The 17,381-nt window shown below is 60.9% G+C and carries 15 protein-coding genes and 1 other RNA gene; 11 read left to right on the top strand and 5 right to left on the bottom strand.

Going from position 1 to position 17,381, the window contains the following annotated elements; translation table 11 throughout:
* Positions 1-295 precede the first annotated feature (295 nt).
* The 7 genes from KR227_RS09850 (at position 296) to KR227_RS09820 (ending at position 5,787) form a co-directional block, all read left to right on the top strand.
* Complete coding sequence (locus KR227_RS09850; RefSeq protein WP_218365179.1) at positions 296-1,312, top strand: siderophore ABC transporter substrate-binding protein; 1,017 nt, start codon at positions 296-298, stop codon at positions 1,310-1,312.
* 121 nt (positions 1,313-1,433) lie between these two features.
* Positions 1,434-2,432, top strand: coding sequence for an ABC transporter permease (locus KR227_RS09845; RefSeq protein ID WP_218365178.1), 999 nt, complete (start codon positions 1,434-1,436; stop codon positions 2,430-2,432).
* Positions 2,433-3,509, top strand: a complete 1,077-nt coding sequence (locus tag KR227_RS09840; protein WP_218365177.1) for an iron chelate uptake ABC transporter family permease subunit — start codon at positions 2,433-2,435, stop codon at positions 3,507-3,509.
* Positions 3,506-4,261: an ABC transporter ATP-binding protein gene (locus KR227_RS09835; protein ID WP_218365176.1), complete on the top strand. Its 756-nt coding sequence runs from the start codon at positions 3,506-3,508 to the stop codon at positions 4,259-4,261. Before KR227_RS09840 ends, KR227_RS09835 begins: the two co-directional genes overlap by 4 nt.
* Before the next feature lie 69 nt (positions 4,262-4,330).
* On the top strand, positions 4,331-4,831 hold the full coding sequence (gene smpB / locus KR227_RS09830) for an SsrA-binding protein SmpB (protein WP_218365175.1): 501 nt from the start codon (positions 4,331-4,333) through the stop codon (positions 4,829-4,831).
* Positions 4,832-4,961: 130 nt separating this feature from the next.
* Positions 4,962-5,347: a transfer-messenger RNA gene (gene ssrA, locus KR227_RS09825) on the top strand.
* A 155-nt stretch (positions 5,348-5,502) separates the two neighbouring features.
* A complete protein-coding gene (locus tag KR227_RS09820; protein ID WP_218365174.1) occupies positions 5,503-5,787 on the top strand; it encodes a hypothetical protein in 285 nt (94 codons plus the stop codon).
* A 735-nt stretch (positions 5,788-6,522) separates the two neighbouring features.
* On the opposite strand, the gene KR227_RS09815 is transcribed toward KR227_RS09820, so the two are convergent.
* The gene (locus tag KR227_RS09815) at positions 6,523-7,551 is read right to left on the bottom strand and encodes a PTS sugar transporter subunit IIC (RefSeq protein ID WP_218365298.1); all 1,029 of its coding nucleotides are present in this window, start codon (positions 7,549-7,551) and stop codon (positions 6,523-6,525) included.
* Between the two features lie 413 nt (positions 7,552-7,964).
* Here KR227_RS09815 and KR227_RS09810 point away from each other — a divergent pair, with 413 nt between their 5' ends.
* Complete coding sequence (locus KR227_RS09810) at positions 7,965-9,377, top strand: PepSY domain-containing protein (RefSeq protein WP_218365173.1); 1,413 nt, start codon at positions 7,965-7,967, stop codon at positions 9,375-9,377.
* Here the strand turns inward: KR227_RS09810 and KR227_RS09805 are convergent.
* Entirely contained in the window at positions 9,374-10,129 is a 756-nt protein-coding gene (locus tag KR227_RS09805) for an SDR family NAD(P)-dependent oxidoreductase (RefSeq protein WP_218365172.1), read from the bottom strand. The genes KR227_RS09810 and KR227_RS09805 overlap by 4 nt on opposite strands.
* A 73-nt stretch (positions 10,130-10,202) precedes the next feature.
* On the opposite strand from KR227_RS09805, the gene KR227_RS10815 reads away from it, so the two are divergent.
* Both KR227_RS10815 and KR227_RS09800 read left to right on the top strand, forming a co-directional pair.
* A complete protein-coding gene (locus KR227_RS10815) occupies positions 10,203-10,328 on the top strand; it encodes a hypothetical protein (RefSeq protein WP_255549287.1) in 126 nt (41 codons plus the stop codon).
* Positions 10,329-10,340: 12 nt separating this feature from the next.
* Complete coding sequence (locus tag KR227_RS09800; RefSeq protein WP_218365171.1) at positions 10,341-11,000, top strand: hypothetical protein; 660 nt, start codon at positions 10,341-10,343, stop codon at positions 10,998-11,000.
* A 98-nt stretch (positions 11,001-11,098) separates the two neighbouring features.
* Here the strand turns inward: KR227_RS09800 and KR227_RS09795 are convergent, their stop codons facing one another.
* The 3 genes from KR227_RS09795 to KR227_RS09785 form a co-directional block, all read right to left on the bottom strand.
* Positions 11,099-12,517, bottom strand: a complete 1,419-nt coding sequence (locus KR227_RS09795) for an MFS transporter (protein ID WP_218365170.1) — start codon at positions 12,515-12,517, stop codon at positions 11,099-11,101.
* Between the two features lie 117 nt (positions 12,518-12,634).
* Positions 12,635-13,351, bottom strand: a complete 717-nt coding sequence (deoD, locus tag KR227_RS09790) for a purine-nucleoside phosphorylase (protein WP_218365169.1) — start codon at positions 13,349-13,351, stop codon at positions 12,635-12,637.
* A 210-nt stretch (positions 13,352-13,561) separates the two neighbouring features.
* Positions 13,562-15,097, bottom strand: a complete 1,536-nt coding sequence (locus KR227_RS09785) for an AbgT family transporter (RefSeq protein WP_255549296.1) — start codon at positions 15,095-15,097, stop codon at positions 13,562-13,564.
* A gap of 401 nt (positions 15,098-15,498) precedes the next feature.
* Here KR227_RS09785 and KR227_RS09780 point away from each other — a divergent pair, with 401 nt between their 5' ends.
* Entirely contained in the window at positions 15,499-17,067 is a 1,569-nt protein-coding gene (locus tag KR227_RS09780) for an SDR family oxidoreductase (protein ID WP_218365168.1), read from the top strand.
* Positions 17,068-17,381 lie beyond the last annotated feature (314 nt).

The following is a 17,381-nucleotide window of genomic DNA, read 5'->3' as shown; positions in this document are numbered from 1 at the left end:
TACCCGATATGGGGGTAGTGAATGCGAGAATATCCTCGGTTTAGGCAGTTGAGGCAGTCCTAAGTGAGCGAAAGCTAAATTAACCCTAGGAATTGGGGGTAAGGGTGCGTTACCCTTTCTCTGTGTCGAAGCAGATCCGCCACAGAAGCGGCTGTCGCATAGGTGGCGACGTGGGCTTCGACGTTTCGCTGTCACGTCGAGTGAGACGCACTCGTACGGACTGGGCGCCGTACCTGCCGTGGTTGTCGGCCACATGCATGGTGGACGCTCTCGATGAAAGGACGATTAACCCAATATGAAGAAGCACCTTCGCTTTACTGCTCTCAGTGCCATTGCTGCACTCAGCCTTGCGGGCTGTGCCACCGGTGAGGACAGTGGGTCCTCTTCCTCTTCTTCCTCCGCAGCGGATGGTTCCGCCTCCAGCGGCGAGGTAAAGATGGTCAGCGTCACCGATCAATTCGGTGAGCACGAAGTACCGGTGGATCCGCAGCGCGTCGTGGCCACCGATAACCGCATCCTCGAGACCCTGCAGGACTGGGACATCCCGCTGGTGGCGGCCCCGCAGGACATCATCCCCACCACCATCAGCTATCGCACCGACGATTCCGTGGTGAACATCGGCAATCACATCGAGCCGGACCTCGAGGTCATCGTGGCCGCCGAGCCCGACCTGGTGCTGAACGGCCAGCGCTTCCAGCGCATGTACGAGGACATCAAGTCGCTCGTGCCCGATGCAACGGTGCTCGACTATGAGATCGAGGAAGGCGAGGATCTCGGCGAGGAGCTGAAGAACCAGACCACCGACGTGGGCAAGATCTTCCAGCGCGAGGACGACGCCAAGAAGCTCAACGATAAGTTCGATGAGTCGGTCGCCGCCGCCAAGGAGGCCTATGACCCTGATCTCAGCGTGATGGCCGTGATCGTCTCCGGCGGTGAAATCGGCTATGTGGCCCCCACCGTGGGCCGCACCCTGGGCCCGGTGTTCGACCTTCTGGACCTCACCCCGGCCCTCGAGGTGGACAACGTCTCCGATGACCACAAGGGCGATGACATCTCCGTGGAGGCTATCGCCGCCGCGAACCCCGACATCCTGCTGGTGATGGACCGCGACGCCGCTGTGAAGGCCGACGATCCCGACTACACCCCGGCCCTGGAGGTGCTCCGCAACTCTGAGGCACTCAAGGACGTCCCCGCGATCCAGAACGACGCCATCATGGTGATGGATAACGACACCTACACCAATGAGGGCATCCAAACCTACACTGAATACTTCAACGCTATTGCGGAGAAGTTCAAGGCTCTGAAGAAGTAGCACGTGTTCCACACCCGCGTGGGCAGGTCGTGGACCACCACGCGGGTGTGGTTTGTGTTGTCCCACCTGTGCGCTCAGCCTGCGGGCTGTGCCACGCATCACTTAAGGAGCTACCACAGCGATGAGCACCCCCGCCGTTACCTCTGCTGATGGCCGTGATTCGCGGCCCGCTCGCCGCACCACCCGCCACTCGGTATGGGATTGGAAGCTCGCGGTGGGTATCGTGGCGGTGGCGGGACTGCTGGTGGCCTCGCTTCTCGTCGGGGTGCATGACACCTCAGAGATGCTCAACATCACCCGCATCCCCCGCACTATTGCGCTCGTGCTGGCCGGCGCCGCCATGGCGCTGTCGGGATTGGTGATGCAGCTGCTTACCCAGAACCGCTTCGTGGAACCCACCACTACCGGAACCACGGAATGGGCGGCTCTGGGCTTGCTTTTTGCCATGATCATCTTCCCGAACCCGTCGCTGACCGTGCGCATGGTCTCCGCGGTGGTGTTCGCTTTCGTCGGCACCGTAGTGTTCTTCCTCTTTTTGCGCCGAGTCAGTCTGCGCAGCTCCCTGATCGTGCCCATCGTGGGCATCATGCTGGGGGCGGTCATCAGCTCCATCTCCACCTTCGTCGCCCTTCAAGTCAATATGCTGCAGCAGCTCGGCATCTGGTTTGCCGGCAGTTTCACCTCGGTGCTGCGGGGACAATACGAGGTGTTGTGGTTGGTGGCCTTTGTTGTCGTGGCGGTATGGATCTTGGCGGATCGCCTCACCGCCGCCGGCCTGGGCCAGGACCTCGCCACCACCATCGGCGTGAACTACAATCGCGTCCTCTTGATCGGCACCCTCATGATTGCCTTCGCCACAGGAGTGGTGACGGTCGTCGTCGGCAACCTGCCCTTCGTGGGCCTGATCGTGCCGAATGTGGTGTCCATGATCCGCGGCGATGACCTCCGCTCCAACCTTCCCTGGGTGTGCCTGCTCGGCATCGGCATTGTCACCGTCTGCGATCTCATTGGCCGGTTGATCATCATGCCCTTCGAAATTCCCGTGTCCGTGATCCTCGGCATCGTCGGGGCCGTCGTCTTTATCGGCCTGCTTCTCTCTCATCGAAAGGGCAGAATCTAGATGGCTTCTTTTTCGCTTATCGACGCCAACTCCCAGCCTTCTCCACCCTCGGGCTCTGCCGATTCCGCCGCGCCGCGGCATCGCACACTCGCCTTCGGCTCCAAGCGCACAGCTCGGCGCTATTGGTGGCTTATGGTGGCACTGAGCGTGGCCGCCGTTGCGCTCGCAGTGCTGCTGGTGTGGTGGGACAACCCGATGGAGGTGGGCACCCGCGGCTTCTGGCTCATTGCGGAGCGGCGTGCCTTCTCGGTAGCGGTGATGGCGATTGTCGCGATCTGCCACGGGCTTGCCACCGTCGCCTTCCAAACGGTGGCGAATAACCGCATCGTCACCCCCTCCATCATGGGCTTCGAGGCCCTCTACATCACCATCCAGACCAGCTTGGTCTACTTCCTCGGAGTATCTGGATTTATTGCCTTCTCTGGGCCGATGCAATTCGGCGTGCAGGTCGTGGTGATGGTGCTGCTGGCGCTCATGCTCTATGGGTGGCTCTTGGACGGGCATGGAAGCGATATGCAGCTGATGCTGCTCATCGGCATCATCATCGGCGGCGGTCTGACATCGGTGTCCACCTTCATGCGCCGCATGTTAAGCCCTAGCGAGTTCGATGTGCTCGCCGCGAAGATGTTTGGCTCGGTCAATAACGCCGATTCCTCTTATCTGCCCATCGCGATACCAGTGATGATCGTGGCCGCCGTCATTTTGCTTGGCAAGTCCCGCACACTCAATGTGCTCGCCTTGGGCAGGGAAGCCACCACGAATCTCGGGGTGAACTACCGGCGCCACACCATCATCGTGCTCACCTGCGTGGCCTGCCTCATGGCTGTGTCCACCGCACTCATCGGGCCCATCACCTTCCTTGGCTTCCTCGTCGCCACCTTGTCCTACCAAGCCGCGGATACCTATGACCACCGGCGGATTCTGCCGATGGCGGCCCTGATGGGCTTCGTTGTGCTGGCGGGCGCCTACTTCGTGATGAAGCACATCTTCTACGCCCAGGGCGTGGTGTCCATCATCATCGAGCTCGTCGGCGGACTGGCATTCCTCATCGTGATCCTTCGGAAAGGCACCCTATGATTCGTCTGACCAATGTTTCCAAAACCTATGGCTCGGACACAGAGATCGGACCCGTGGACCTTGAGATCCCGACCGGTGGCATCACCGCCCTCGTCGGCCCCAATGGTGCCGGAAAGTCCACGCTGCTGACGATGATCGGTCGCCTCTTAGGAATGGATAGCGGCACGATCACCGTGGCTGGCTACGATGTGGCCAGCACCCGCTCGGAGGATCTCGCACACGTGCTATCGATCCTGCGCCAAGACAATCACTTCATCACTCGGCTCACCGTGCGCCAGCTCGTCAGCTTTGGGCGTTTCCCCTATAGCAAGGGGCGGCTCACCGCCGAGGACGAAACGATCATCGAGCGCTATCTCGACTTCTTCAAGCTCACCGATCTCGAGGACCGCTATCTCGACGAGCTCTCGGGAGGGCAGCGACAGCGCGCCTATGTGGCGATGGTGCTCGCCCAAGACACCGAATACGTGCTGCTCGACGAGCCGCTGAATAACCTCGACGTCGCCCACTCCGTGTCCATGATGAAGCACCTACGTACTGCCGCCCGCGAGCTGGGGCGCACGATCATCGTGGTGCTGCACGATATTAACTTCGCCTCCGCCTATGCCGACCAGATCTGCGCCGTGCAAAACGGCGAGGTGCTCTACTTCGGCCCGCCCGAGGAGATCATGACAGGAGAGATCCTCACCGAGATCTTCCACACCGAGGTCACCTGCATGGAAGGGCCCGAGTATCGCGTTGCCGTGTATCACTAATTGGCGGCGAACCCTGGAGGGGGAGGGCGTAGGACTCGGAACGAGTGCACGCTAGACTGGGGAGCTGTTATGAGCAAAAAGAAGAAGAAGCAGCAGCGCGCCGGAAAAGACGCCGTGGTGGCAACCAATAGGCGAGCGCGGCATGACTTCACTATCCTGGACACCTACGAGTGCGGCGTCGCTCTCGTCGGTACCGAGGTGAAATCCATCAGGGAAGGGAAAGTCTCCCTCGCTGACTCCTTCGCCACCATCGATAGGGGAGAGGTGTGGCTGCAGCACCTCAACATTCCCGAATACTCCATGGGTACCTGGACCAACCACTCCCCGCGGCGCAACCGCAAGCTGCTCTTGCATCGCCGTGAGATCGACTCCCTCGAGGGCAAGGTACGCGATGGGAAGCGCACCTTGATTCCGCTGAAGCTCTATTTCAAAGATGGCCGGCTCAAGCTGGAGCTCGGACTGGCCGAGGGTAAGCAGGCCTATGACAAGCGCCAAGACATTAAAAAGCGCACCGAAGAACGCGAGATCACTCGCGAGCTGGGGCGGCGGATCAAGGGCATCAACGCCTGATTAGTGCCAGATTAGTGACTCATCAGCGCAGCCCCATGGTGGGGCATTGTCAGCGCCCATTCTGAGGTGTAAGATGGAGCTTCCTGTGAACGGATGAGCACAACACCCGACCGTGTCACAGGACGAACGAGGGGCTGATTTTTGGTTTCGACTTCGTACACTGATCCAGGGGAAGCGTGCCGGTGCAGACTACTGACCACCGATTTAAGCGTCGTAGTAACTAAAATAAACGCAGAGAAGACCTCTCAGCGTGACTACGCCCTCGCTGCCTAATCAGCGACGCGTGTCTGTCGGCCTAGGGTAGTTCCCGCCCTAGTTCCCGGCATCGACTTAAGGGAACTTGCCCACTGGCTGTGTTGACGGGGCCAGCGGGGACTCTTACCGACAACTGGGCTCATCATCCGGATGTGTTCGTCCAAGCCGGAGAGCCGAGTAGAGATCAGCGCACGAACTGCGCACGGAGAAGCCCTGGTGAGATGACGAAGGACCCGGGTTCGATTCCCGGCAGCTCCACTAACAGCATTTCCCCTAGTAGTTTTCTACTAGGGGTTTTGTTGTGTTTACGCTGGTTGAGGGTGTGCTAGCTTTATGGCACCAACGTTGTCGACCGTGGTGCAGTTCAGGCCCGCGCCTCCCCTGTGAAGGCGAGAAGCTGAGAAAGGAGGGTGGTGGTGGATTTCCCGACGTTCAAAAGCCGCGAAGACGTCTACGAGTTCGTCGTCGCGTCGGGGCCCTCTATACCTGATTGGGTCATGGAGCAAGTTCAGAAAGAGGAAAAATACAGTGAGTATGGATACGCAATAGCGCACTACATGCTTGCGGCCCAGCACTTCGGGATGGACGATTGGGGGCCCTATACCGTGCAGGAGAATATTGAGTTATTCATCGACGATGACGGCCTCGACATCCTCACTGAAATCCTCTCGGTTGATCCAGACACCGTGGAGGTGGTCTAGCCCAACTGACCTTCTACGCCACGTTCTTTGTGGGTGGTGATGGTGAACTCCTGGTTGGTTGATGCTGAGCGTGCTTCCCAAGGTGGACACTAGCCCTGCATTATGCGTCATCGAGGAATCGCTGTGTGGGGATTGTGTTATTCCCGCTGTGGCTACTCCTAAGTGCAGTCATGGATAACGATTCAGTCGATCACGCCCCCGAGAACACAGATCAGGTATTCGACAGCTGCGCCGCGAGCGGTGCTGGTGTCGAGACCGCGGGCGAGACGGAGGTGTCTGTCGAACAGCTACGCCAAGAGCTAGAGACGATGCCCAGAATTCGTGGTGTGTGCAGCGGCTGCGCAGCCCCTGGTGTGGCGTCATGAGGAATGCACCCCGGGTTTGTGTGTGTTGAGAAAAAGAAAGTGCTGTGCCAACGAAAAGCGCAGACTACTACAGAAAGTCACTGCCATCCGCTAAGAACTGTGAATAACTCGCCGCGTCACGGCAGAAACTACTGTGTTTCTCTATATTCCTCGATATTCTTTCCACACTGGCCGCCGTGAGTGGAATAAGTGCACTATGACTTAGACAAGTGCATATAACCCTATTCGAATGCCTTTATTTCGTGAGCTGCCCCGTACTCGGCGGGATATGCGAACGGTGAAAAGGCGGCGCAGTGGGCAGCGAACGTAGCGCCGAGATCGGCCGCTCCCCGCGCACGAGCCCCCAGTGCTAGGACTAGGCGCGCCCGCTCTAGTCAAACTCGAGGGCGTAATCCTTGGGGGAGGTAATCGGCAGCAGCTTTTGGAAAATGAAGGTGAAAAGCAGCGAGAGCGCAGTGGGGGCCACAAGGAAGATGAGGAGCACGGTCGCGAGGGGGCTGCCGGTGTTATAGGCGGCGAGTGGTCCCACCGCACCGGTGATGCCGAAACCGGCGGAGATGGGGGTGCCCGCAATACCGGCCGCGCCTCCGATGGCGCCCAATACGGCAGCGTGGGCGAGAATCGGAATCATCATCACGGGCCGTTTGAAGGCGTTGGCCATCTGCATCTTCGGAGAACCCAGTAGGTGCAGAATCGCGGTGCTGAAGTTATTTGCCTTCCATCCGGCGACCATGAGGCCGAAGCCGGCTGCAACAACACCGAGGTTCGCCGTGCCGGCGGCGACGCCATCCATCATGATCGCCGTGGCCAAGCCCACCGTCGAGACAGGGGAGACGATCAGGGCGGCAAAGATCATGGCGAGCACAATGCCCATGAGGATCGGTTGTAGCCCCGTGGTGCCATTGATGAGGCCGCCGAGCCATTCGGTGAAGATTTTGACCAGGGGGTAGGTGACGATCCAGCCAATGCCGCCGGCAATCACCGTCACCAGGGTGGACATCAGCAAGATGGTGTAGGACTTCAGCCGGTCGCCGATGAGATAGATCAGGCCGATGGCCAGTGCGGCGGTCAGGCCGGTGTTGATCACGAGGCCGGTGCCTTGGAGGTGAAAACCGCCTTCGGGATCCACGGTGGCGACGCCCGAACCGCACATGGCGGCAATGCCCACTGCCGCGGTCTGGATGGGGGTGAGCTTGAATTGCATCGCCACCAGCACGCCGATCAGCACCGGCAGCGTGGATGTCGCCATGCTCACCACGGTGATGATCTGTGCGCCAAAGGGAAAGACCGGGAGAAGCGCTGTCAATAATGCGCCCAGGAGGGCTTGGGGAACGAGGGCCACAACGACGGCGATGGAGATGCCATTGAGCACCTTGAGAGTGAACTCCCATGCAGTCATTCGCGGCGGAACCGTGGAGGGGTCCGGATTACTCACTGGTTCATTGACGGCCAGGGGGCCGTCGGGAACCTCATCCGGCTGAGATTGAGTCTGATTGGTTGCTGCGTGGCGCTCGTTCTTAGTCACATATGATGACTCAACCAAATACGTGGGTGCAGCCCAAATTTCGCCCCGCACGGAGGGGTAGCTGAACGTCGCCGAGAGTGGCTGCTACCTCGCTGTATTCCGATGATGTCAGGGTTGGTAGATGCCACCCACAAGTAATTTTGTGCACATATCAACAAATGCGCAAAGCATTAATGAAAATGAATGACTTCTCCAGTTCTGGAACTAAATTATGGAACTCGGGGAACTTTTCACGCGGCGTTTCCGACAACTGAAAGCGAACCCATGTGAGAAGTCAAGGAGAACGTATGCCCGAAAATTCACAAACACGTTCTCGGCGTCAAAGTGGATTAGGCGCATTGGTGCGTCGAATCCACTTCTATGCCGGAATGTTTATCGGACCATTTCTATTCGTTGCGGCAGTAAGTGGTGCACTTTATGCTGTGGCGCCATCAATGGAATCGGTTGTATATCGAGATATTCTGCGTGCGCCGGAATCCAACACCTCTGTTTCACTCGAGGAGCAAGTGCGGGCCGCCCACGACGAGCACCCTGATCTGCCCATTGCGCAGATTTGGCCCTCTTCGGAGCCGGGAGAAACGACGCGCGTGCTGCTCAGCGATGAGTCAGTGGGGGAGAAGCGCTTGCGTAGCGTCTTTGTGGACCCCGCCACCGCAGAGGTGGTGGGAGATGAGCCCACCTATTCCGGGCTCGGCGAGCTGCCAATGCGTTTCTGGATTTCGAGTCTGCACGAGAACCTGCATCTCGGGGACCCGGGCGCGCTCTACTCGGAGATGGCGGCGTCATGGATGTGGTTCGTGGCACTCGGCGGCGCGTATCTCTGGTGGCGACGGACTCGGAGCGTCAGCGGCTCGCTGCGCGGTATCGCGAATACGACTCCCGGTAGCCGGAAGCGCATGATGAACTGGCATGGCGTCGCTGGGGCGTGGCTGCTCGTGGCGATGATCGGGCTGTCTATCACGGGTATCACCTGGTCTAATGTGGCTGGCCAGAATGTCTCCGCCACGGTGACGGCGCTGAATTGGAAGGCCGAGCCGATCGCCACAGAACTAGCCGGCAGCGCCGCAGGAAGCGCGGAGCCGCTGGAGGCGGAAACGATCGCGGCACAGTCGGATCGGGTGGTGGCCACTGCCCGCGAGGAGGGGCTCACGGGATCCCTCCGCCTCTTCCCCGGCGAGGACACCGCGACTGCGTGGCAGGCCAGCGAGCGCTGGGTGCCCTATCGCCTCGGTAGCGACGCGGTCTCTATCGATGGGGCGAATGGCGAGGTTGTCGACAGGCTGCCCTTTGCGGAGCTGCCGGTATTTTCCAAGCTGACGTCCTGGGGCATTTATATGCACATGGGCATCATGTTCGGCCTGCCGCTGCAGATCCTGCTGTGTGTGGCCGCGCTCGCCATGGCGGGCCTAGTGGTGACGGGCTATGTGCTGTGGTGGAAGCGGCGCCCAACCGTGGGCGCGCCGGCTGGAGTGCCGGGACCGCGGGGTCAGCTCAGCGGCATGGACTGGGCGATTATCGCCATCTTCCTCGCCACCGTGGGCACCTTCCTGCCGCTGTTCGGGGCAAGCCTGCTGGCCATGCTCATCGTGGATCGGATCCTCGTGCGGCGTGCCCAGCGCAGCAAGCAACGCAGTAACCGCGCCGCTGAGAGCGCCACGCCCCGCGATCGCGAACCGGTGGTCGCCGCGGCTGCGCCCTAGGCGAGTACCGCACCGCCATCAACCGGCAGGATGGCGCCGGTGACAAAGGAGGCCTCCGAAGACAGCAGCCAGGCCGTCGCGGCGGCAATGTCTGAGGGGGCGCCGAAGCGGCCCAGCGGCACCTGGGCTCGCTGCTCCTCCTTCAGCTTTTTAGGCAGGGTGTCGAGGGCGGCGGTGGCGATGGGGCCAGGCGCCACGCCGTTGATGCGAATGCCGGAGGGCGCATAGTCCAGCGCCGCGGTCTCAGTGAGGCCGACCACTCCGTGCTTGGCCGCAATATAGGGGGAAAGATGCGTGCTGGCCTGCAGCCCGCCGATGGAGATGATGTTCACAATCGCCCCGGCCCCGACTCTGGCGAAGTGCTGCAGCTGGGCGCGCATCCCAAAGAAGGTGCCGCGCAGGGTGACGTCGATAGCGCGATTGAAGGTGGCGGTGTCGATCTCTCCGAGCGGTGCGGGCGGGGCACCGAGGCCGGCATTGTTCACCGCGGCGTCTAGGCGGCCATAGGTATCCACGGCGCTGGCCACGAGGGCGTCATTGTCCTCGGGGCTGCCGGCGTCGACATGCACCCATGTGGCAGTGCCGTCGGCGTCGGTGATCTCCTGCACGGTCGCGGCCGCCGCCTCGTCATTAATATCCGAGACCACCACCGCGTAGCCCTCGCGGCCCAGCCGGGTGGCGATGGCTCGGCCGATTCCCTCCCCAGCGCCGGTGATCGCGACCACGGGGGCATCGATGGGATTAGTAGGCATAAGATTCCTCCAATACTGGACTGTGCTCGTTCTGCCCCGAGATTAGGCGCAGTGGCAGGGTGGGTGCAGATTTATGCTTATCGACGCCGCCATGAAGCAATTCCGCCCCACTGCCGCAGGCGGCTACCATGAGACGGGGTGGATGCGCGTGCACGACCACCACGATGAGTATCCTTCCCCCTTCTACCCGCATATATAAGGAGCCCGCCGCGTGCTCGAAGCCTTGACCTTTGCTTTCGTCGATTCGATTAACGTGCTCCTCATCGGGGTGATTGCCGCTATCGGGGTGAGTTTGCCGGCTCGGGATCGGCTCTATCCTCGGGTGGCGGCGTTGCTTATTGTCGGCGACTGGCTCGGGGTATTTTCTCTGGCGCTGGTGACGCTCTTTGTGTTCGATGGCATCGGTGATGCCGTCAAGCACTTCGTGGACTCCCCGTGGTTCGGCGCGCTGCTCATCGCTGCCGGCCTCTTGATTGGGCTCATGGCGCTGCGGGGCGGCTCCAACTCCCAGTTGATCGACCGTATCCTGCGCCCCTTGCAGCGGCCCTCGGCGTTGACGATGCTGACTGGTTTCATCCTCGGGCTGGCGCAGTCCGCCACCTCGGGGCCCTTTTTCGGTGGGCTGGCGGTGCTCTCTGCGGAGGGATTGACGGATATCGACCGCTATCTCGGCCTGGTGTTTTATGCCTCGGTGGCGCTGAGCCTGCCCACCCTATCGGCGATCGCGGTGGGGTTGGTGCGCAACCGGCCACGCTCCACCCTCGGATCCGCGGTGCTGTATGCCCGCGAGCACCCAGAGAAGGTGGCCCGTAATGCCAGCTATGTGGTGGCGGCATTATTGGTGGTACTCGGCCTGATGTATACCTTCTAGCCGGCTGACTGCCTAAAGATGCCGCACATAAAGCGCCCCGCCGCGGCGGCTTCCCTCGATCGGAAGCGCCTGCGGCGGGGCGTTGAGTATTGGTACAGCTAGGCGTTCACTTTGGCCTCGCTGCGAGCCTCGGCCCGGCTCATCGAGCGATCGCTGATGATATAGACCGCAAGGGCAATGGCAGAGAGCAGCACCAGCAGCCACAGCACCGAGGAGTAGGTGGCGTCGGGGCCGTCGCCACCAAAGAAGCGCACGTCCATCTCTACGAGCTTGGCCGAGTAGGCGATACCCAGCGGGACGGCGATATTGATGGTGAGGTTGTAGAAGCCGATGGCGATACCCGTCTTGGCGGCGGGGATGGTGCGCACCGCCGAATTAACCAGCGGGGCGTACATCACGGCGAAACCTGCCGAGAACAGAATCATGGCCAGCGACAGCACCCACAGGTTGGTGTTGATCAACACGGCGGTCAGCACCAGCGACAAGATGATCATGCTGATGGCGGTGATGATGGCCTGGCGGGAATTGAGCACCTTCGCCACCTGGCCGGAGAGCGCACCCACCACGGCACCGGCGGCATAGCCCGGGGCCAGCACCAGCGAGGCCTGGGCGAGATCGCCGCCGTGGACGTTTTCCACCGCGCCGGGAATCACAATCACCGACAGCCCCAGCTGGGTGGAGTAGAGGATGAGCACGATCACCAGCGCCCACACATAGCGGCCATTGTGGAAGAACTCGGGACGCACCACGGTGTTGCTATGGGTGCTGATATGCCAGATGAACAGGGCGATACCCGCCACGGTGAGCAGCAGCCAGCGGAGCTTGAAGTCCTGCATGTACAGCATCACGCTGGTGGCCACCACGGCCACGAGGAAGAGGCCAAAGATGTCCATGTGCCCGCCTGCCGAGGCTTCCTCGGGCACCGTCTTGAGGATCACCGGAATCGCTAGCACGGCAATCAGGGCGATGAGGAACATCGCGGTCCACGAAATATAGGTGGCCACAAAACCACTGGTGAGCGTGCCGAATAGCAGGGCGAGCTGGAAGGCGGAGGTGGAAAAGCCCAGGTAGGTCTTTTGGTCTTTCTCGGAGAGGTGCTTCGTTACGTAGATAACGTAGAGCGTCTCCGCGGCCGCGAGACCGCAGGTTTGGATGATGCGACCGGTGAGCACCATCGGCCAATTGCCTTGGAAGAAAAAGCCCACCAGCGAGCCGATGGCCATGAGCACAATGCCCACGATCATGAGCTTGCGGATGCTGATCACATCGGCCAGCGCGGCATAGACCACCGCGCCGATGCCGATCACGATGCCGGCCAGGCTGGCCTGCAGGGAGGCGGTATTAGTGGAGATGCCCAGATCCTGCGCGATCGGCAGCGTCATGAACTTAAAGCCATTATCGATCACCAGGCAGAACACGAAGCTGAGGAGCAGGATCGGTACGGCTGCCTTGGGGTTAATCGCGGGCGCAGTGCGGGCGGAGCTCGGTGCGGAGCTCGAAGAAGATGAGGTTGACATGGCCTCCACCAAGTAAAAAGGGGTGCGGAAAAGGGGTATCGGGGCAGGTCGATGCCCCTCGCCGCCGCGTTATGCGGGACGAGGTGGGCGTCGACAAGCGAAAAGGGGCGAGCCGATTTAGACGGCGGCCAGCGGCAGCGCGAGTTCCATCATCGTGGTGAAGGCGGTCTGGCGCTCCTCGGCGGTGGTCTTTTCTCCGGTGACAATATTGTCGGAGACGGTGAACAGGCCCAGCGCCTCGGCGCCGGAGGCTGCGGCCACGGCGAACAGGCCCGCGGATTCCATCTCCACGCCGAGCACGCCCATGCGCGACCAGCGCTCATTCACGGTCTCATCGGCGTTGTAGAACACATCGGAAGAGAGGATATTGCCCACGTGGGTGGTCACGCCCTTGTTCTTGGCCTCCGCCTGCAGCGCCTCGAGCAGGCGGTAGGAGGACAGCGGGGCGAAGGTGCCGGGCAGGTTGTACTGGTACATGAAGTTCGAATCCGTGCAGGCACCCTGCGCCACCACGACCTCGTAAAGGCCGAGGTCTTTCTGCAGCGAGCCGCAGGAGCCGATGCGGATGATCTTCTTCACGTCATAGGTGTTGTACAGCTCCCAGGAGTACAGCGAAATCGAGGGAATGCCCATGCCGGAGCCCATGACGGAGACCTCGTGGCCCTGGTAGGTGCCGGTGAAGCCCAGCATGTTGCGGACCTCGTTGAAGCAGACCACATCCTCCAGGTAGGTCTCTGCGATGAACTTCGCGCGCAGCGGATCGCCGGGCATGAGTACGGTGTCCGCGATGGGGGCGCCCTTGGGGTTGATGTGGGGGGTAGCAATATCTGCCATGGTGAGAACTCCCTCGAGTTTGAAGGCTTATCGACGCCCACCTGCTGCATCCTGCACGGTGGCGCCGGAATGACATCCCCAAGGCTAAACCCGCCTAAGAACAAAAGTCAATGGCAGAATTTACATTTGTTCACGATCTGTGGGGTTTATCACCAACGCCCCCGCCATCACTCAGGATGACGGGGGCGGTAGTCAGTGATTGGGGCGGGATTAGCGCACCGGCACACCGGGGCCGAGCGGGATGCCCAGGGCGTACCAGAGGATGAAGAAGAGGAACCAGCCCACGAGCATGACCAGCGAATAGGGGATAGCCAGGCTCATGAGGGTGCCCACGCCCGCCGGCTTGTAGTACTTCTGCAGGAAGGACAAAGCCAGTGCGAAATAGGGCGACATCGGGGTGATGATATTGGTGGGGGAATCGCCCACGCGGAAGAGCATCTGCGCCACCTCAGGCGAGATATTCACATACATCAGCATGGGCACGACCACCGGAGCCATCAGCGCCCACTGCGCGGAGCCGGAGGTGATGAAGATATTCAGCACCGCCACCATCAGCACCAACGCGCCAAAGAGCACCACCGGCGGCAGATCGGCGCTGGTGAGGAACTCCGCGCCCTTAATCGCCGTCCACTGGCCGATATTGGACCACTGGAAATAGGCGGTGAACTGCGAGACGGCGAAGAACAGCACCAGCATGGCGGTCAGCGTATCCAGACCCTTTTCCATGAACTCCGGCACATCGCTCGAGCTGGTGATGGTGCCCATCACCTTGCCGTAGACCATGCCGATCACCGCGAAGAGCAGGGCAATCGAGACGACAATGTCGGTGAGCAGCGGGGAGTTCAAGATGCCATCGCCCTCGCCGCGCATCGGCGAGCCGGGAATGAAGAGCAGGGCGAACCACGCGGCCATAAACAGCAGCGCGGCCCAGCCGGCGGCCTTCAGCGCTTTCACTTCCTGCGAGTGCACGGAGAGATCATCCTCCGAGCCCTCGTCCTCCAAGTGATCGGGGGTGTTGAAGCTGGCCTCGTCGTAGTTGATCTTGGACTCATCGACGGTCTTTCGCACATGCTTCGTCACGAATAGCTCCGTCACCGCGGTGATCAGCAGGGAAAGAACCACTGCCGAGGCCATAGAGAAGAAGTAGTTCGCCAGCGGCGAGACCACATACTCCGGGTCCACAAAAGCCGCGGCCTGGGTGGAGATACCCGCCAGCAGCACGTCGGTGATATTCAGAATCAGCGAAGAGTTGAAGCCGGCCGAGGATGCCGCGAAGGCCACCATGGCGCCCACGATCGGGTTGCGGCCCACCGCATTAAAGGAGGCGGCACCCAGCGGAATCAGGATCACATACACCGCATCCGAGGCGATCGAGCCGGTCACACCAGCCAAGGCCACCGCGAAGGTGAGCATGGCGGGGTGACGCACCTGGGCAATCGCGGAACGGATCGCGGCCGAGATGAATCCCGAGTACTCCGCCACCGCGACACCCAACATGCACACCAGGATCAACCCCAGCGGGGCGAAGGACACGAAATTATCCACCGCGTCCGTGACCATCTTCTGCATGTACTCCGCGGTCATGAGATTGACCACGTCGATGGTCTCGCCGGAGCCGGGATCGGTGGCAGACATGCCAATCCGCGCCCCGATCCAGGAGCTTAAGATCACAATGCCCGACAGAATAACGAAGAGCCAGAAGGGGTTCGGCAGGGCATTGCCGACCCTTTCGATAGCTCCCAGCATGCCCGTGGACTCGCGTGCGGAGTCGTCGTCCGCGGGCTTATCAGCCACGGCCGTGGCTGTATTGTCGCCCTGGTGCTGCGACGCATTCTTTTCATTTTTCTCGAGGTTCTCGCTCATTGGCGCACCTTTCATACAGTCTCCGGCCTCTGAAGAAGAGAGGGCGCGAGCTGCGGGTAGCAGACATAGGGCTATCCACCTAGGCCCCTACCAAGCGGCGGTGCCAGCTGTGACACGCCTGAATATGCGGCAGGAATGGCCTAAGTTAGGGACCTACGCTAACAAATAGTGTCCTAGATCTCATAGCACCGCTCAGCGGTGCGGGGGCGATGCAGCGCTCGAGCAGCGAGAATCGTGCCGAGAAGCTGCGACGATAGGGCGGATTGCTTGGTAGGGTGGCGAGCATGAACTACCAAGAGAAGTCCGTGGTCAACCATAGCGCCGAGCACCCTGAACGGCGTGTCCTCGTGACAGGGGCTACCGGGTATGTGGGCGGTCGTCTTGTTCCCGAATTGCTCGCCGCCGGCTTTAGCGTGCGCGTGACCTCCCGCAGCAAAAAGAGCCTCGCCCGCTTCGATTGGTATGAGGATGTTGAGGCCGTCGAGGTAGACCTCCAAGACCAGGAGAGCGTGCGCGCCGCCTGCGAAGACATCGACGTGCTCTTCTATCTTGTGCACTCCATGGGTGGAGAGGAGCAGGATTTCGAAGAGGTGGAAAAGACCGTGGCCACCGCGGTGGCTACCGCCGCCAGCGACGCCGGGGTCAGCCAGATTATCTATCTCTCTGGGCTGTATCCGCAGGATGTGCCACTGGAGGAACTATCCAAGCACATGCGCTCCCGCGAGCGCGTGGCACAGATCCTGCTGGAATCTCCCACCCCGACCATCGTCTATCGCGCCGCCACTCTCATTGGTTCCGGTTCCGCTTCCTTCGAGATCATCCGCCACCTTGTCGAGCGGCTGCCGCTGATGGTGGCGCCGAGATGGATCACCAACAAGATTGAGCCGATCTCTATTCGCGACACCTTGTACTACCTGGTGCGCGCGGCTGATCTCGAACAACCAGCGAACCGCGGTTATGACATCGGCTGCGGCACCACCTATGAGTTCGCGGATTTGCTGCGCCAATACGCCACGGTGCGCGGGTTGAAGCGCTGGATTGTCGGCATGCCGATTTCGCTGCCCATGGACAAGCTCTCGGGCATGTGGATCGGGCTGGTCACGCCCGTACCGGAGGGGCTGGCCATTCCGCTGGCCCAATCCATGCAAGAAGACGCCGTCACCGCAGAACACGATATCGCCGAGCTCATCCCAGATCCCGACGGCGGCCTCAGCGATTACCGCACCGCGGTCAGCCGTGCCATCACCAAGGACACGGAGGGTGGGGTAGACACCTCGTGGGATAGCAGCTGGAAACACGCCGGTACCGCCTCCAGCACCATAACGGGAGATAGCGGCGATCCGGCTGCCTCCCAGAGCAATGACCCCACTTGGGCTGGCTCGGATATCTACCGCGACGTCCGTGTCCGCCGCACCCCCGTGGAGATCGAGAAGGTCTGGCCCGTCTTGGAAAGGATCGGCGGACACACCGGCTGGTACTCCGCCACGATCCTGTGGCAGATCCGCGGATTCATCGACAAGCTCATCGGCGGCCCCGGTCTCGGCGGCCGGCGCGACCCGCGCCACCTCGAAGTCAATGACCGACTCGATTGGTGGCGGGTCGAAGACATCGACCGCCCGCACAAGCTGGTACTGCGGGCAGAGATGAAGCTCTCCGGTGAGGCCTGGCTGGTCATGGAACTCAAGGAGGTCGAAGACGAGGAGGGTAACCGCACCGAATACACCCAAACCGCGCTCTATCAGCCCAAGGGGCTGCTCGGACGGGCCTATTGGTGGGCGGTGGCCCCCTTCCACTTCTTCGTCTTCCCCCTGATGGCCCGCAATATTCTCGACGAAGCCGCCTCGACCACCTAGCCCCAGCGGTGTTTAGCTAGCGTTCACCTCCCAGCACTGGGCTTTTATAGCCTGCTCTGGGAGGTGTTTTTGTGGGTTTTGCTGGGGTTTTGGTGTTGGGTGGGGGTTGTGTGTAGTGTTTTCGGAGTCAGCGAGGCGGCCGGCCCGGTTGTGTTGGTTGTTTTGTTGGTGGTGAAGGTTTTACTGGGTGTTGTTCGGTTGTTGGTTTGACTGTTACGGCGCTTGTGTATTAAGCTTTCGACACGCTGCTTGATGGCACTGCTTGTGTGTGGTGTTTGATGGTGTGCGGATGTTGTTTGAGAACTCGATAGTGT

It is taken from the genome of Corynebacterium sp. TAE3-ERU30 (genome assembly GCF_019209925.1).
GTDB classification, from domain to species: Bacteria; Actinomycetota; Actinomycetes; order Mycobacteriales; family Mycobacteriaceae; genus Corynebacterium; species Corynebacterium megadyptis.
The sequence above is the reverse complement of the archived record's forward strand: the minus strand, read 5'-3'. Positions and strand labels throughout refer to the sequence as shown.

What these genes read in the sequence shown, in the direction of transcription:
- KR227_RS09850 (WP_218365179.1), top strand. Translation starts at nt 296, where the DNA reads ATGAAGAAGCACCTTCGCTTTACTGCTCTCAGTGCCATTGCTGCACTC.
- KR227_RS09845 (WP_218365178.1), top strand. Translation starts at nt 1,434, where the DNA reads ATGAGCACCCCCGCCGTTACCTCTGCTGATGGCCGTGATTCGCGGCCC.
- KR227_RS09840 (WP_218365177.1), top strand. Translation starts at nt 2,433, where the DNA reads ATGGCTTCTTTTTCGCTTATCGACGCCAACTCCCAGCCTTCTCCACCC.
- KR227_RS09835 (WP_218365176.1), top strand. Translation starts at nt 3,506, where the DNA reads ATGATTCGTCTGACCAATGTTTCCAAAACCTATGGCTCGGACACAGAG.
- smpB (WP_218365175.1), top strand. Translation starts at nt 4,331, where the DNA reads ATGAGCAAAAAGAAGAAGAAGCAGCAGCGCGCCGGAAAAGACGCCGTG.
- KR227_RS09815 (WP_218365298.1), bottom strand. Translation starts at nt 7,551, where the DNA reads ATGACTGCATGGGAGTTCACTCTCAAGGTGCTCAATGGCATCTCCATC.
- KR227_RS09810 (WP_218365173.1), top strand. Translation starts at nt 7,965, where the DNA reads ATGCCCGAAAATTCACAAACACGTTCTCGGCGTCAAAGTGGATTAGGC.
- KR227_RS09805 (WP_218365172.1), bottom strand. Translation starts at nt 10,129, where the DNA reads ATGCCTACTAATCCCATCGATGCCCCCGTGGTCGCGATCACCGGCGCT.
- KR227_RS10815 (WP_255549287.1), top strand. Translation starts at nt 10,203, where the DNA reads ATGCTTATCGACGCCGCCATGAAGCAATTCCGCCCCACTGCCGCAGGC.
- KR227_RS09795 (WP_218365170.1), bottom strand. Translation starts at nt 12,517, where the DNA reads ATGTCAACCTCATCTTCTTCGAGCTCCGCACCGAGCTCCGCCCGCACT.
- deoD (WP_218365169.1), bottom strand. Translation starts at nt 13,351, where the DNA reads ATGGCAGATATTGCTACCCCCCACATCAACCCCAAGGGCGCCCCCATC.
- KR227_RS09785 (WP_255549296.1), bottom strand. Translation starts at nt 15,097, where the DNA reads ATGCTGGGAGCTATCGAAAGGGTCGGCAATGCCCTGCCGAACCCCTTC.
- KR227_RS09780 (WP_218365168.1), top strand. Translation starts at nt 15,499, where the DNA reads ATGAACTACCAAGAGAAGTCCGTGGTCAACCATAGCGCCGAGCACCCT.